Genomic DNA, 15,377 nt, shown 5'->3' on the forward strand with positions numbered 1-15,377 from the left:
ACCAGCCCGTTGACGCCTTCGTGCGCCGGACTAAACCTTAATCCATGTCTCTCAATCTCATAAAGCTTTGTGTCGGTTGCGACAGTGTCGAAGATCTCGAAGAGTGGATCGCCTTCCGCCTCGACGAACGGCGGCGCGCCGGTGAACCGGTCGAGCATTACCACACCACCCGCATGATGCCGACGCGCGGCGCTGAGGTCACCGATGGCGGCTCGCTCTACTGGGTGATCAAGGGCAGTGTGCAATGTCGCCAGTTGATTACGGAGATCCGTCCTTTCACCGATGACGAGGGCATCGGCCGCTGTCACCTGATCCTCGATCCCCCGATCGTGCGCACCGACTGGCAGCCGCGCCGCGCCTTTCAGGGCTGGCGCTACCTGAAACCCTCGGACGCACCGGCCGATCTCGGCAAGGGCAAAGCGGGATTGGTCGAGATGCCGCCGAAACTCAGGCGCGAGCTTGCCGATCTCGGCCTTCTCTGAGAGAGCCAAAGATTTCAAAGCTGCCGGGATCGCTGGCCCTCAAGGTCGCCTCGTGCTGGGCTTGCAAGCTGTGCGACAACGCCACATCTTGAATATCATGAGCGACAAGAAGCAGCAGCCCGTGCCTGCAAAGGACAATCCTGTGCCGATCGAGTCCCAATCGAGCACCAGCGAGATCGATGCCTTTATCCGTCAGGCCAGAACACTCGCTTCATCCGCGACCGGTTCTGGGAGGCTGATCCTTTCACTCGACGCGACGATGAGCCGCCAGCCAACATGGGATCTCGCCTGCGCGCTGCAGGGCGAGATGTTCGACGCCGTTGGCAAGGCCGGGGCGCTCAGCGTGCAACTCGTCTATTTTCGTGGTCTTGGCGAGTGCCGCTCATCCGCTTTCGTCACCGATACCGGCGCCCTGAAGCAGCTGATGACCCGGATCGAATGCCGCAGCGGCCACACTCAGATCGGCAAGGTGCTCGCCCATACGCTCAAACAGACGGCGGCGACCAAGGTCAACGCATTGGTCTATATCGGCGATGCGATGGAAGAAAACATAGATGACCTAGCTGAAAAGGCAGGCAGCCTCGGCCTGCACGGCGTTCCTGTCTTTGTCTTTCAGGAGGGCCATGATTCCGGTGCGGAGAAGGCGTTCAAGGAAATTGCGCGGCTGTCCAAAGGAGCTTGGTTCCGATTTGATCGACGGGCTGGCGCAACCTTGGCCAACCTGCTTTCGGCGGTCGCGGTGTTTGCGACCGGCGGGCTGAAGGCACTGGAGGCCAGGGGCAGGCCGGAAGACCGGCTGATGATCGAAAATCTGCGGGGTGGCAGGAAATAATGGGCGCGATTATCGCATTCGTGGCATTGCTTCTGGTGCTGCTCGGTGTGGTCACGGTCTTTCTCCGTGCCGATCCCGCGAGATTAGCGGGCGCGATGAGGACGCTTGGGCCCGTCCTGCTGGGACTGGTCGGCGTCGCAGTGCTTCTGGTCGGTCGCGAAGGCATCGGCGGGCTGATCCTGTCGATGGCGCTCGCCTGGTATGGGTCCATGCGGATGAAGCGGCCGACGGCGAAACTCGAGCCTGGCAAGCGTTCGACGGTGCGCACCGCGGCACTCGAAATGGAGCTTGATCACGATACCGGCAGTCTGGAGGGGCTCGTGCTCGCCGGCCGGCATGAAGGCAAGATGCTAGGCACGATGAGCCTTGCGGAATTGCAGCAGCTTTACCGCGAACTGCCCGGCGACCCGGAGAGCCGCCAGCTGCTAGAGACGTATCTTGACGGCAGGTTTCCCATCTGGCGCAAAGACGCTGAGGCGAATGGTGGCGAAGGGCTGGGTGTTTCGCCAGGTTCGGGCGCCATGACTAAGGAGGAGGCCTACAAGATCCTTGGTCTTGAAGCGGGGGCCGCCGCGGCGGATGTCCGCAAGGCGCACCGCCGCCTGATGCAGCGCCTGCACCCCGATATCGGCGGCACGTCGTTTCTGGCGGCGCGGATCAACGAAGCCAAGGACGTCTTGCTCTCCAATCACAACTAGTCTCCTTCGACGCAGAATTTTCCGGGAGATCATCGCCACGCCGCTACTGCTGGACGGCGTAGCACTCGATTTTCTTTTTCTTCAGGGCGTTGCAGGCCTTCCAGGCGGCAGTCTTGGAATCAAAGCCGAACCGGGCGCGGTAATAGGTGACGCCGTCCTTTTCGAAGGGGACGGTGAAGCCCGCAGCATCGGCCAGGACCGAAGGCGCCTGCTTGCTCGTCTCGTCCAGGAGCGCCTGGGCTTCGGACTGTTTTGGCGAGGAGGCGACCTGAACTGCCCAGCCGGACGGCACCGATGCCGTGTTGACGGGGTCGACCGCTGTCGCCGGTTCGGCGTAGGCTGCTGCGACCCGTGCGGTCGCTACGTCGTCCGCCGTGGCTGCGGCCACTGTGCTGATTTTTTTGGCCCGAGAGGCGGGCGTGGTCTGGACGACGGGGGTGATTTCTTCAACGTCGGGCTCGGTTTCCTCAACGCCGGGTTCGGTTTCCTCAACAAGGGAGGCAATGACGTCGTCGTCCGGCCTGCTGTCGGGCGTCGGCGCATCGCGCTTGGGCAGGAACACCTTTGCCAGCGCAGTGATCGGATTGCCGCCGCTGGCCTTGGCGATCAGCATGCCGCTGCCGCGTGACGACGCCTTCGGCATGTAGGTGTTGATCAATTCGGCCATCTGGTTGTCGCGGCTGCCGCCGGACTTGCCGCCTATGACCACCGCGACGATGCGGCGGTCGCCGTCGTCGACCGACGAGACGAGATTGTAGCCGGAGGCCCGAGTGTAGCCCGTCTTGATGCCGTCGACGCCCTTGATGCGCCCAAGCAAGCGATTATGGCCGTTGATGCGCTTGCGGCCGTAGAGAAAGGAACGCTGCGAGAAATAACCGTAATATTGAGGAAAATGCTCCCGCAGCGCGATGCCGAGCACCGCCATGTCGCGCGCGGTCGTGAACTGGCCGGGATTTGGCAATCCGTGGGCGTTGCGAAAAACGGTCCCCTTCATGCCCAGCGCCCGCGCCTTGGCTGTCATCATCTGGGCGAAATTGGTTTCATTGCCGCCGAGAAGTTCGCCGAGCGCCGTTGCCGAGTCGTTTGCCGACTTGGTCACCATCGATAGGATCGCTGTTTCGACCGTGATCGCGCCGCCCGGCCTGACACCGAGTTTCGTCGGCGGTTCTGCAGCAGCATTGGCCGAGAAGACGACCCGGGAGTTCTTGCTGATCTTGCCCTTCGCCATGGCCTCGAAGGCCAGGTAAAGCGTCATCATCTTGGTGAGCGAGGCGGGATAGCGCCGGCCATCGGCATTCGAGGAATAAAGCACTTTGCCGGTCTTGGCATCAATGACGATGGCCGCCGACCTAGCCGCCATGGACGAAGCAGCGTCGGCAACGACGAATGTCATCGCCAAGGCGAGGATCATGACCGTTTTCAAAGAGGACGCGGATTTGGAGAAAATACCCGACAACGCCTGACGCACCGATGGTTCCTTTGAATTCTTGTTGCGTTGGAGGCGGCAAAGGTCCTGCCCCACTCCAAGCCACGCTATCGCGGCCAGCGTTACCAATCCGTTTATGGTAACCGCCGCGTTCACCATTTTCTTCGGGCTTGAGCTTTTGTTTATTCGAATTTTAGCCATTAGCGATGCGCTGGGTCGGCTACCATGCGGGTATGACGGGCCATTGTGTCGGGGCCGCACCCGGCGAAACATTGACTTTTTGTGCGCTGCACAATACATTGCTTGCATTGCACAAGCGGCCCGGACAGGGCCTGTTCAATGGCAACCGTCAAGGAATGCGTGAAATGACCCAGACCTATGAAGATTTCAGCAAATACGGCAAGGAATTTGCCGATACCGGATTGAAGAGCTTCGCATCCTTTTCCAAAAGTGCGCAGGCCATCGCCACCGAGGCGGGCGAGTACACCAAGAAAAGCTTCGAAGCCGGCAGCGCAGCAGCCGAGAAGCTTCTGTCAGCCAAGTCGCTGGAGAAGGCGATCGAGATCCAGTCCGACTTTGCCAAGCAGTCCTACGAATCTTTCGTTTCCGAAGCCACCAAGATCGGCGATCTTTACGCCGAACTCGCCAAAGAGGCCTACAAGCCGTTCGAATCAATCGTCGCAAAAGCGAAATAATTTCGTTATAAGACGTAAAGTTGGCCCTCGGGCCTGCAGGACAGACCCGGTCGCGAACGCGCGGCCGGGTTTTTTCGTGGCAATTTGAAATCAGTGGGCTCTGCTGTCTTCACGATTTCGAAAATCGGTCAAGTTTGGCCACCTAGCCATATTGTCAGCTAAACAGAAGGGCTTAAAATCGTCCATCGAACACCTACATGTCGAGCTCGCATGGGGATTTCGAAAAGGCAGGACTACGTGACTACAGGTTTGACTGCCACAAGGGATGTGGTGCGTATGCAAAACGGCGGCGACGGCAACGAGGCCGGTCGCGGCACGGCTGTCATCACGCGCACCAAAACCAAGACCAAGAAGCCTAGCCTTTATCGGGTCCTCATTCTCAACGACGACTACACGCCCATGGAGTTCGTGGTTCACGTGCTGGAGCGTTTTTTCCAGAAGGACCGCGAAGCCGCCACACGCATCATGCTACATGTTCACAATCATGGAGTGGGCGAGTGCGGGGTCTATACATTCGAGGTGGCCGAGACCAAAGTGTCTCAGGTCATGGATTTCGCCCGACAGAATCAGCATCCGCTGCAATGCGTGATGGAGAAGAAGTGAGGTAACATGCCGGCTTTCTCCCAAGGCCTGGAAAAGGCGCTTCACCAGGCGCTGACGCTCGCCAATGAGCGGCACCACGAATACGCAACCCTTGAACATCTGCTGCTCGCGCTCATAGACGACACCGAAGCGGCCGCGGTCATGCGCGCCTGCAACGTCGATCTCGACGAGCTGAAGCACACGGTTCTCACCTATATCGACACCGAGCTCGACAATCTCGTCACTGGATACGACGAGGATTCCAAGCCGACGGCCGGGTTCCAGCGCGTCATCCAGCGCGCGGTGATCCATGTGCAGTCGTCCGGCCGCGAGGAAGTCTCCGGCGCCAACGTGCTCGTTGCCATCTTCGCCGAGCGCGAGAGCCATGCCGCCTATTTCCTGCAGGAGCAGCAGATGACCCGCTACGACGCGGTCAACTACATCTCGCACGGTATCGCCAAGCGTCCCGGCGCGTCCGAAACCCGGTCGCCGCGCGGCGCCGACGACGAACAAGGCGGCCAGAGCGGCGCCGAGCCGCAAGAGGACGGCGGCAAGAAAAAGCAGCAGCAGGACGCGCTGACCGCCTATTGCGTCAATCTGAACAACAAGGCCAAGGCCGGCAAGATCGATCCGCTGATCGGCCGCGAGTCCGAGATCAACCGCACCATCCAGGTGCTGTGCCGCCGCTCCAAGAACAATCCGCTCTATGTCGGCGATCCCGGCGTCGGCAAGACGGCGATCGCCGAAGGCCTTGCCAAGCGCATCGTCGAGGGCGACGTGCCCGAAGTGCTGCACAATGCCACCATCTTCGCGCTCGACATGGGAACATTGCTGGCCGGCACACGCTACCGCGGCGATTTCGAGGAGCGGCTGAAGCAGGTCGTCAAGGAACTCGAGGATTATCCGGGCGCTGTTCTGTTCATCGACGAGATCCACACGGTGATCGGGGCAGGGGCAACGTCGGGCGGCGCCATGGATGCGTCGAATCTGTTGAAGCCGGCGCTGTCGTCCGGAACGATCCGTTGCATCGGCTCGACCACCTACAAGGAGTTCCGCCAGTTCTTCGAGAAGGATCGCGCCTTGGTGCGGCGCTTCCAGAAGATCGACGTCAATGAGCCGACCATTGAGGACGCCATCGAGATCATGAAGGGCCTGAAGCCCTATTTCGAGGAGTTCCACAAGGTTCGCTACACGGCTGAGGCGATCAAGGCCTCGGTCGAACTGTCGGCGCGCTATATCAACGACCGCAAGCTGCCGGACAAGGCGATCGACGTGATCGACGAGACCGGCGCCTCGCAAATGCTGGTGCCAGAGGCCAAGCGCAAGAAGACCATTGGCATCAAGGAGATCGAAGCGACGATCGCCACCATCGCCCGCATTCCGCCGAAGACGGTTTCCGCCGACGACGAGAAGGTGCTGGCCGGTCTCGACGTCGAGCTGAAGCGCGTCGTCTACGGTCAGGATACCGCGATCACGGCGTTGACCTCGGCGATCAAGCTAGCCCGGGCCGGCCTGCGCGAGCCGGAGAAGCCGATCGGCTCCTATCTGTTCTCGGGACCGACCGGCGTCGGCAAGACCGAAGTGGCAAAGCAACTCGCCGCCTCGCTCGGTGTCGAGCTGATCCGCTTCGACATGTCGGAATATATGGAACGTCACACCGTCTCGCGGTTGATCGGCGCGCCTCCCGGCTATGTCGGCTTCGACCAGGGCGGCCTGTTGACCGACGGCGTCGACCAGCATCCGCATTGCGTGCTGCTGCTGGACGAGGTCGAAAAGGCGCATCCGGACCTGTTCAACATCCTGTTGCAGGTCATGGACCATGGCAAGCTGACCGACCACAACGGCAAGCAGATCGACTTCCGCAATGTCATCCTGATCATGACCACCAATGCGGGCGCCTCGGATGCGCAGCGCGCGGCGATCGGTTTCGGCTCGACCAAGCGCGAAGGCGACGATGTCGAGGCGATCAACCGGCTGTTCACGCCGGAGTTCCGCAATCGTCTCGATGCGATCATCCCCTTCGGCTCGCTGCCGGTTCCGGTCATCCACCAGGTGGTGCAGAAGTTCGTCATGCAGCTCGAGGCCCAGCTCTCAGAGCGTGGCGTCACCTTCGACCTGTCGCAGGAGGCGATCGCCTGGCTGGCCGAGAAGGGCTATGACGAGCGCATGGGTGCGCGGCCGCTCGGCCGGGTTATCCAGGAGCACATCAAGAAGCCGTTGGCCGACGAGGTGCTGTTCGGCAAGCTCAAGAAGGGCGGTACGGTGCGCGTCACCGTCGAGAAGAAGGAGACCGGCGAGACCGGCCTGAAGCTCGAGTCTCTCGCCGACGAGGCGCCGGTCAAGCCGAAGAAGGAAGAACCGGACGACTCGCCGAAGCCCAAGAAAGCTGCGGTCAAGAAGCCCGTCGCGAAAAAGGCGATCGCGCAGAAGCCGGAGCCCAAAGGCAAGGATGGCAGCAAGCGCAGCCTGGTGCCGCAACTGCCCCGCAAGGGGTGATGGCCTGAAAAGCGAAAAAAAGCCCCGGCAACGGGGCTTTTTTTGTTGGATAAAGAGTGACCGAAGGCGTTGTGCGCGACGCCCGGCTTCAGCTTCCCAGCGCGGTTCGTATCTTGCCGGCGTTCTCAGCCAGCACTTCCGGCTTCTCCATCTGCCCGCTATGCGGCTTCAAAGGGATGCCCTCGAAGCGTGGAATGACATGGACATGGAGGTGGTAGACGGTCTGGCCCGAAGCAGGCTCGTTGAACTGCATGACGGTGACGCCATCGGCGTCGAACGCTTTCTTCACCGCCCGCGCCACCTTCTGGACAATTGCGAAGAGTGGGCCGAATGTTGCCGGGTCCGCGTCAAGCAGGTTGCGCGACTGCGCCTTCGGCACAACCAGCGTGTGACCCGGCCCTTGCGGCATTACATCCATGAAGGCGACAACCGCGTCATCTTCATAGACGCGATGCGACGGGATTTCACCGCGCAGGATTTTCGCGAAGATATTGTTGCTGTCGTAGGTGGGGTCGGCCATGGCGTGCGCTCCCGATTGTCCCTTGCTCTACCGCATCGACCCGAAAATCGGAATCGATTTTCGGAAAGTACGATGCGGAGATTTAAAGTGTTAGAGCGTACTTTGTGCGTCCAATTGGACGCACGTCGCTCTAGTCGTCCGCCAGATCCTTGCGGAACGGGGTGTGCTCTTCGAGATAGTCGCCCATCCGCTCCACTTCGCGCCGCTCGCGCCTGAGATAGTCGGCGACCGCATTGCGCAAGCCGGGATGCGCGATGTAATGCGCCGAATGCATGGTCACTGGCCTGTAGCCGCGCGCCAGCTTGTGCTCGCCTTGCGCGCCCGCTTCGACTACTTTCAGCTTACGGTCGATCGCGAAGTCGATCGCCTGATGATAGCAGACCTCGAAATGCAGGAAAGGATGGTCTTCGATACAGCCCCAGTTGCGGCCGTAGAGCGCGTCGGAACCGATGAAATTGATAGCGCCGGCAATGTAGCGTCCATTGCGCTTGGCCATCACCAGCAGGATGTCGTCGGCCATGCGCTCGCCGATCATCGAGAAGAACTCGCGGCTGAGATAGGGTCGCCCCCATTTCCTGCTGCCGGTATCCATGTAGAAAGCAAAGAAGTCGTCCCAGACCCTTTCGGTCAGGTCCTTGCCGGTCAGCCAGTCGATCGAGATGCCGTGAGCGAGCGCCTCGCGCCGCTCCTTCTTCATCGCCTTGCGCTTGCGCGATGCCAGGGTGGCAAGAAAATCATCGTAGGTCGAAAAACCTTCATTGAAGAAGTGGAACTGCTGGTCGGTGCGGTGCAGGAAGCCCGCCGCTTCCAGCGCCCCGACATCCTTCTGCTGCGCGAAGGTGACGTGCGCGGAAGATACGCCGAGCTTTTCCGTCACCGCCTTCAGGCCTGCTGCCAGCCCGGCTTTCACGGTGCTACTGTCCTCGCCTTTGTTGACCAGCAGGCGAGGGCCGGTGACCGGCGTGAACGGCACGGCGCATTGCAGCTTTGGATAGTAGCGACCGCCGGCGCGCTCGAACGCGTCCGACCAGCCGTGATCGAAAACATATTCGCCCTGGCTATGCGATTTCAGGTAGCAGGGAACGGCGCCGAGCAGTTTTCCCTTGGCTGTCTCCAGCCTGAGATGATGACCCTGCCAGCCGGTGCGCCGCACGGCGCAGCCGGAATCTTCGAGTGCGCTCAGAAAAGCGTATGAAACGAGAGGATTGTAGCCGTTTTCTGTATCGCCGCGTGCGGTGCCGCCGAGGCCGTCCCATTCCGCGCAGGTGAAGGCGCCGATGCCGGCGGCGACGCGGATCGTATACTCTCCATTCGCCGTTTGCCCGTCGCCTTCATCGCCTTGATCCATGGGGCTTATTTAAGCTCCGTCCCGGTCCATGCAAGCCCGGCTCAAGCGACCTGCACAAGATCGGGCTCGAATCCCTCGAACGTCATCTGGTCGGCGTATCTGAAGGTCAAGTCGATCGCCGGCTGGTCGAGCACGGTCCAGGTGATGACAGGCATTTTGAGCTTTTCACGCACGAACGAAACGAACCGGTTGGGCAGGTCGCCGGCGGCATACGAGGTGAAGGCAATGTCGTGTGCCAGCATGGCGAAATGCGCCTCGATCAGTTTGACGTCCTTGCCATAGGCGGTCAGCCCGCCCGGAATGCCAGGCGCAAGTTTTGGGAAATCGCGGATCAGCCAGTGGTCGAACGACATGATCGCCGCCTTGCCCTTGTAGCGCTTGAGCATCTTGCCGACGCTTTCCACCAGGCCTTCGTCGTGACCGGGAACCCCTTTCAGCTCGACGACCAGCGGCACGCGGCCGTCGACCAGGTCGAGCGCCTGTTGCAGCGTCGGCAGATGGTCTGATGTGCCGCCGACCTTGAGTGCCGTCATCTCCGCCGCCGTGCGCTGCCAGACAAAACCGTCCTGGCCGGTCAGCCGCTTCAGATCGCCATCGTGAATGACCACTGGGATGCGGTCGGACGACAGATGCACGTCGCATTCGATCGCATAGCCGCGCTCGGCTGCTGCGGCAAAGGCGGAAAGCGTGTTCTCCCACCGCGTCTTGTTCATGTCGTGCAGGCCGCGATGGGCGACGGGTCGGGCGGTCAGCCAGGAAAGATCGGTCATATCTGGCTCATTCGACTTCGAAGATGGCTTCGATTTCCACTGCGGCATTAAGCGGCAGCGAGGCGGCACCGACGGCGGAGCGCGCATGTTTGCCGCGATCGCCGAGCACTGCAACCAGAAAATCCGAGGCGCCGTTGGCAACCAGGTGCTGTTCGACAAACTCCGGTGCCGAGGCAACGAAGACGGTGATCTTCACAAGGCGGCGGATTTTCTCCAGGTCGCCAAGTGCTGCCTTTGCCTGTGCCAATATGTTGATCGCGCAATATTTTGCCGCGTCCTTGCCAGTTGGCGTGTCAACCTCGCGGCCGAGCAGTCCGCTCGCCTGCAGCTTGCCATCCTTGAGTGGCAGCTGCCCGGCGGTGAACAGCAGATCGCCTGACCTTGAATAGGGCACGTAGTTGGCGGCGGGTGCGGCGGCTACCGGAAGCGTCACGCCGAGGTCGCCTAGCCGCTTTTCGATTGTTTCGCTCATGGTATTTCCCTATTGCTTGATGACGCCGCGCCGGCCGGGCCGAAATTGCTATTTTTGCCTCGCTTCCGCCACGACTTTTTTTAAGCTGGACTATCTTTCCCTGCGGCCTGCCATCAGGCGCGACGATCGGAGCACCTCATGCGCGCAACACGCCTCGCATTCTATGCAGTCCTGCTGCCAGCGGTGTTCTCGATGGCGCCGGCTTTTGCCGTACCGGCGCTGCAGGCGCATCGCGCGGTCTATGACCTGAGCCTGGACAAAGCCTCAGACCGTTCGGGCATTACCGGCATTTCTGGCCGCATGGTCTATGAGTTCAACGGCTCGCCTTGCGAAGGCTATACGGTGAAGTTCCGCTTCGTCACCCAGATCGCAACCAACGACAATGCAACAAAGCTGACCGACCAGCAGACGACCACTTTCGAGGACGCCGAAGGCAAGACCTTCTCGTTCGTGACAAAATCTTTCGTCGACCAGAACCTCGACAAGGAGGTCAGGGGCACAGCGACGAAGGAGACGAAGGGCCTCAAGGTCGACATCGACAAGCCGGAGAAGAACAGCCTGGAACTCGCTGCTACCCAGTTTCCGACCCAGCATCTGGTCGAACTAATCGATAAGGCCGAAAAGGGTGAAAATTTCTACGAGACCAACCTGTTCGATGGCTCGGAAGATGCGGACAAGGTGATGACCACCACCGTCGTCGTTGGCAAGAAAGCCGATGCCGACAAGGCTGATCCGGAAGCGCCCGCGCTGGCAAAGCTCGCCACCGACAAATATTGGCCTGTCGACATCGCCTATTTCGACGGCACCGACAAGTCAGGCGAGGAGGTGCCGGAATACCGGATCAGCTTCAAGCTGCATGAGAATGGCATCACGCGCGACCTGGTCATGGACTACAATGAATTCTCGATGACCGGCAAGCTGGTCAATCTGTCGTTGTTCGATCAGCCGAAAGCCTGTCCGCCGAAATAGGGCTTCAGGCCGCAAGGCGGCTGCGCATGACTTGAACACGCCGCAATTGCCTTGCAGCCTTCTACGCCGACGGGGCGATCGGGGGTGGGGTTGAGCAGGATCGATGTGTTCGTAGCGCCGAAGCCCAATCCGGCGCTGATCAAGATCATGACTGTCGTCAACCGGCTTGTCATGCTGCACGGTATTCCCGGGTTTCGCGATCTGTTGCCGTTCAACCGCCTGGCCGGATTGCGCGGCGTGGCCAATGTCCGCCACATCGACTTTCCCGACGACGACCGAAAGCGGCTGAAGGCCTGTTGCGGTGCAGGCAAGGCAACGTTCATCACGCCCAACCATCCGGAATTCTTTACCGATTGGATGATCGACAAGGAGATTGTCTCGCAGGTCAGTCCGCTCGCGGCATCCTGGGCCACGCATGGCGTCGTCAACGGCCTCGGCCGGTTCATGCAGAAATTCTGGCTGGCCAATAACCTGATCGCCCAGATTCCCGGCAACAGCGGGGCCGCCAAGGAACACTCGATCGCCTGGGCGCTCAAAGGACAGGGTGTGCTCTTGCATCCCGAAGGCGGCGTCGGCTGGCATGCCAACATCGTCGGTCCGCTGCTACCGGGGGCGGTCGAAATGGGGTTCGAAGCGCTCAAGCGCGGTCGCGCCGCGGATCGGGATTCCAAGGTTTGGGTAGCGCCGGTTGTCTGGAAGCTCGCCTTCACCAAAAACGTCCAGCCGGCGCTGGCGCGGGAATGTGCCTATGTCGAGAAAAGCCTGAAGATCGAACGTGGCGGCGCCGCCGATACGCTGCCGGAGCGCGTCCACCATATCTATGCGACGTTGCTGTCGCGCGATGAAATTGCCTGCGGCATGGCGCCCGACGAACGGGCTTCGTATGACGCGCGTCAGAAGCAACTGCTACTCGAACTGAGCCGGCGCCTGGGGGAGGGTATTTCGCTCGAACCCGATGCCAACGAGATCGCCGAGCTTTTACGCAGGTCGCGCCGCTGGTTGCGGGAAGACACCGGTGACGCCGAGCGACAAAAACAGGTCCGGACGCTGGCGGACACGATCCAGCGTCTCCAACGCGTCGGACCGTGGGCCTCGGCCAACCCGTGCATCACGCAAGAGGAGATCGCCGAGCATTTGAAGCGCATTCGCAACGATTATTGCAAGGGCACGCTACGCGACACGATCAACCGTTTCGTGCCGCAACCGGCTGGGCCGCGCTGCGCTCATATCCGGGTGCCGGAGCCGTTGGGATTGCACGCCTATTCGGGCTCGGTCGAAGATGCGCTCGCCGAACTGCATCGTCGCATGCAGGAGGCCATCACCAGGACCGTAGCCGAACTCGAAGCCGCTGGCGGCTTCATTTTTTATCCGAATCCCTTCTATCATCATTAGCAATGGATCTGGCTCCGCTGGTCGGCGCAAGATGAAGGAGTGCGGCAAGCCCCATGGCGGTCTATGTCGACGCGGCGATCTGGAAATGGGTCGGCCACCGCTGGTGTCACCTGCTGGCCGACGACACCGACGAACTGCACCGTTTTGCAGCACAGCTCGGCGTCAAGCGCTCTTCCTATCAGGGACCGCCGAAGACATCGGCGCCGCATTATGACATAACCGGCTTCGAGCGCGACCGCGCGGTGCGGCTGGGCGCCATCGAATGCAGCCGCGACGAGATCGTGGCTGTTTTCCGGCGTGTCCGCGTGCCGAAGGGGAAGGTACGACCATAGCCCGGGTGCGCTGATCGCCGCACGCTGAGCAGCAACACACCGCAGCGCTTGCGTTTGTCGCGCATCCCCTCTATATGCCCGCTCATTCCACACACGGACTTTGGTGTCTGCCCGGGAGAAATCCGGCTGAAACCTCCGGTGGCGTTCGAGGACAAAGTCCAGAAATGCCTGTGTCCGTGGAGGCTAACCGGAAAAGGAACTAAAGAATGGCTCTGCCTGATTTCAGCATGCGCCAGCTTTTGGAAGCTGGCATTCACTTCGGCCACCAGACCCACCGCTGGAACCCGAAGATGGCGCCCTATATCTATGGCGCGCGCAACAATATCCACATCATCGACCTCTCGCAGACGGTGCCGCTGCTGCACCAGGCGCTGAAGCAGGTTTCCGACACTGTCGCCAAGGGTGGCCGCGTGCTGTTCGTCGGCACCAAGCGCCAGGCGTCCGACATCGTCGCCGACGCCGCGCAGCGCTCGGCCCAGTATTATGTCAATTCCCGCTGGCTCGGCGGCATGATGACCAACTGGAAGACGATCTCGAATTCCATCCAGCGCCTGCGCAAGCTCGACGAGATGCTGGCCGGCGAGGCCCAGGGGCTCACCAAGAAAGAGCGCCTCAATCTCGATCGCGAGCGCGAGAAGCTTGATAAGGCGCTGGGCGGCATCAAGGACATGGGCTCGACGCCCGACCTGATGTTCGTGATCGACACCAACAAGGAAGCGATCGCCATCCTCGAGGCCAAGCGTCTCGGCATCCCGGTGGTCGCCATCATCGATTCCAACTGCGATCCGGACAAGATCGATTTCCCGATCCCCGGCAATGACGACGCGGCGCGCGCCATCCAGCTTTATTGCGATCTGATCGCCAAGGCTGCGATCGACGGCATCGCTCGCCAGCAAGGCGCGCTCGGCGTCGATGTCGGCGCTTTGGCCGAGGCTCCGGTCGAGCCGGCGCTCGAGCCGACCCCGGCGGCAGAGGCATCGGCTGCCCAGACATCGGCCGAACAGACACCGGAAGCGTAACAGCGAAGGCCGGTTTCGGCCTTCATCTTTCTCATATTTTGGCGCGCTGAGCGCTGGCGCCAGGCGCATCATCGAAGACCGGTGGTGCGTCGGTGCATTTTAAAACAAAGAGGCGACAATGAGCATTTCGGCTGCACAGGTCAAAGAACTCCGCGACTTGACCGGCGCGGGCATGATGGACTGCAAGGCGGCGTTGAACGAGACCAACGGCAACATGGAAGAGGCCGTCGACTGGCTGCGCAAAAAGGGCATCTCCAAGGCCGACAAGAAGGCCGGCCGTACCGCGGCCGAGGGTCTCATCGGCGTCGATGCCGGTATCCGCGAGGCGGCGGTCGTCGAGGTCAATTCCGAGACGGACTTCGTTGCCCGCAATGCCGCATTCCAGGAGATCGTCGCCAACGTCGCCAAGGTCGCACTCGCCTATGGCGGCAAGACCGAGGCCGTTGCAGCTGCACCGTATCCGGGTTCGGGCAAGTCGGTCACTGAGACCATCAAGGACGCTGTCGGCACGATCGGCGAGAATCTTGGCTTCCGCCGTTCGGCCAAGCTCACGGTCGAACATGGCGCTGTTGCAACCTACGTCCACAATGCGGTTGCCGACGGCCTTGGCAAGCTGGGCGTGCTGGTCGCGATCGAGACGACAGGCAACGCGCAAGCCGCCAACGCGTTCGCGCGCCAGGTCGCCATGCACGTCGCCGCCACCAGCCCGATGGCGCTGACTACCGAAGAGCTTGACCCGGCTGCCATCGAGCGCGAGAAGGCGATCTTCGCCGACCAGGCGCGCCAGTCCGGCAAACCGGAAGCGATCATCGAGAAGATGGTCGAGGGCCGTCTGCGCAAGTTCTACGAAGAGGTCGTGCTGCTCAAGCAGGCTTTCGTGCTCAATCCCGACATCACCGTCGAGAAGGCGCTGACGGATGCCGAGAAGGAAATCGGCGCACCGGCCAAGATCACTGCCTATCTGCGCTTCGCGCTCGGCGAGGGGATCGAAAAGGAAGAGACCGATTTCGCAGCGGAAGTCGCGGCGGCGGTCAAGAAGTAAGCTGCACTCTTCTTCTGAAAAGGTTTACGGCCGGGTGTCCGCAAGGATGCCCGGCCGATTTCATGCGCGGTATCGATGAAGGCCGGGCGGTCGGCGACAAGCCGGTTGGCTGTCCGCCGGATCTATCAGTGCAAGGTGCATTTGCAGGCGTAAGCTAAAGAGGGGAAGAGATTTTTCCGGCTCGGGGGGGGGGGGGGGGGGGGGGGGGGCGGCGGGGGGGGGGGGGGGCGGCGGGGGGGGGGGGGGGGGGGCGGGGGAGGGGGGGGGGGGGGGGGCGGCGCGCCGGCGCGGGGGGGGGGCGG

At 61.4% G+C, this 15,377-nt stretch carries 16 protein-coding genes; 11 read left to right on the forward strand and 5 right to left on the reverse strand.

What is annotated here, in order from left to right; translation table 11 throughout:
• Nucleotides 1-44: 44 nt before the first annotated feature.
• From AC0L26_RS07005 to AC0L26_RS07015, 3 genes are all read left to right on the forward strand, one after another.
• Entirely contained in the window at nt 45-482 is a 438-nt protein-coding gene (locus AC0L26_RS07005; RefSeq protein WP_473631892.1) for a DUF1489 family protein, read from the forward strand.
• Nucleotides 483-579: 97 nt separating this feature from the next.
• A complete protein-coding gene (locus AC0L26_RS07010; protein ID WP_473632143.1) occupies nt 580-1,314 on the forward strand; it encodes a VWA domain-containing protein in 735 nt (244 codons plus the stop codon).
• A complete protein-coding gene (locus AC0L26_RS07015; protein ID WP_473631893.1) occupies nt 1,314-2,012 on the forward strand; it encodes a DnaJ domain-containing protein in 699 nt (232 codons plus the stop codon). Before AC0L26_RS07010 ends, AC0L26_RS07015 begins: the two co-directional genes overlap by 1 nt.
• A gap of 43 nt (nt 2,013-2,055) precedes the next feature.
• Here the strand turns inward: AC0L26_RS07015 and AC0L26_RS07020 are convergent, their stop codons facing one another.
• On the reverse strand, nt 2,056-3,480 hold the full coding sequence (locus AC0L26_RS07020) for a D-alanyl-D-alanine carboxypeptidase (RefSeq protein WP_473631894.1): 1,425 nt from the start codon (nt 3,478-3,480) through the stop codon (nt 2,056-2,058).
• A 323-nt stretch (nt 3,481-3,803) separates the two neighbouring features.
• Here AC0L26_RS07020 and AC0L26_RS07025 point away from each other — a divergent pair, with 323 nt between their 5' ends.
• From AC0L26_RS07025 to clpA, 3 genes are all read left to right on the forward strand, one after another.
• On the forward strand, nt 3,804-4,133 hold the full coding sequence (locus AC0L26_RS07025) for a phasin family protein (RefSeq protein WP_352935106.1): 330 nt from the start codon (nt 3,804-3,806) through the stop codon (nt 4,131-4,133).
• A gap of 276 nt (nt 4,134-4,409) precedes the next feature.
• Nucleotides 4,410-4,736: an ATP-dependent Clp protease adapter ClpS gene (gene clpS, locus AC0L26_RS07030; protein ID WP_189501641.1), complete on the forward strand. Its 327-nt coding sequence runs from the start codon at nt 4,410-4,412 to the stop codon at nt 4,734-4,736.
• Nucleotides 4,737-4,742: 6 nt separating this feature from the next.
• Nucleotides 4,743-7,211 carry an ATP-dependent Clp protease ATP-binding subunit ClpA gene (gene clpA / locus AC0L26_RS07035; RefSeq protein WP_473631895.1) on the forward strand — a complete coding sequence of 823 codons (2,469 nt, stop codon included), beginning with the start codon at nt 4,743-4,745 and terminating at the stop codon, nt 7,209-7,211.
• A gap of 88 nt (nt 7,212-7,299) precedes the next feature.
• Here the strand turns inward: clpA and AC0L26_RS07040 are convergent, their stop codons facing one another.
• The 4 genes from AC0L26_RS07040 to AC0L26_RS07055 form a co-directional block, all read right to left on the reverse strand.
• Nucleotides 7,300-7,731 carry an HIT family protein gene (locus tag AC0L26_RS07040; RefSeq protein ID WP_473631896.1) on the reverse strand — a complete coding sequence of 144 codons (432 nt, stop codon included), beginning with the start codon at nt 7,729-7,731 and terminating at the stop codon, nt 7,300-7,302.
• Nucleotides 7,732-7,861: 130 nt separating this feature from the next.
• Nucleotides 7,862-9,079 (reverse strand): GNAT family N-acetyltransferase, encoded by a 1,218-nt coding sequence (locus tag AC0L26_RS07045; RefSeq protein WP_473631898.1) that lies wholly within the window; start codon nt 9,077-9,079, stop codon nt 7,862-7,864.
• A gap of 41 nt (nt 9,080-9,120) precedes the next feature.
• A complete protein-coding gene (locus AC0L26_RS07050) occupies nt 9,121-9,849 on the reverse strand; it encodes a glycerophosphodiester phosphodiesterase (RefSeq protein WP_473631899.1) in 729 nt (242 codons plus the stop codon).
• Between the two features lie 7 nt (nt 9,850-9,856).
• On the reverse strand, nt 9,857-10,321 hold the full coding sequence (locus tag AC0L26_RS07055) for a RidA family protein (protein ID WP_352939564.1): 465 nt from the start codon (nt 10,319-10,321) through the stop codon (nt 9,857-9,859).
• Between the two features lie 138 nt (nt 10,322-10,459).
• Here AC0L26_RS07055 and AC0L26_RS07060 point away from each other — a divergent pair, with 138 nt between their 5' ends.
• The 5 genes from AC0L26_RS07060 to tsf all read left to right on the forward strand — a co-directional run bounded on the left by AC0L26_RS07060 (nt 10,460) and on the right by tsf (nt 15,075).
• Nucleotides 10,460-11,290, forward strand: a complete 831-nt coding sequence (locus AC0L26_RS07060; protein ID WP_473631900.1) for a cell envelope integrity EipB family protein — start codon at nt 10,460-10,462, stop codon at nt 11,288-11,290.
• 84 nt (nt 11,291-11,374) lie between these two features.
• Nucleotides 11,375-12,682, forward strand: a complete 1,308-nt coding sequence (locus tag AC0L26_RS07065; RefSeq protein ID WP_473631901.1) for a lysophospholipid acyltransferase family protein — start codon at nt 11,375-11,377, stop codon at nt 12,680-12,682.
• Nucleotides 12,683-12,735: 53 nt separating this feature from the next.
• Nucleotides 12,736-13,014: a DUF4031 domain-containing protein gene (locus AC0L26_RS07070; protein WP_473631902.1), complete on the forward strand. Its 279-nt coding sequence runs from the start codon at nt 12,736-12,738 to the stop codon at nt 13,012-13,014.
• A gap of 206 nt (nt 13,015-13,220) precedes the next feature.
• Entirely contained in the window at nt 13,221-14,033 is an 813-nt protein-coding gene (gene rpsB / locus AC0L26_RS07075) for a 30S ribosomal protein S2 (RefSeq protein ID WP_352939556.1), read from the forward strand.
• 118 nt (nt 14,034-14,151) lie between these two features.
• Nucleotides 14,152-15,075: a translation elongation factor Ts gene (gene tsf / locus AC0L26_RS07080; protein ID WP_473631903.1), complete on the forward strand. Its 924-nt coding sequence runs from the start codon at nt 14,152-14,154 to the stop codon at nt 15,073-15,075.
• Nucleotides 15,076-15,377: the final 302 nt, after the last annotated feature.

The sequence above is a fragment of the Mesorhizobium sp. WSM4823 genome (assembly GCF_055811195.1).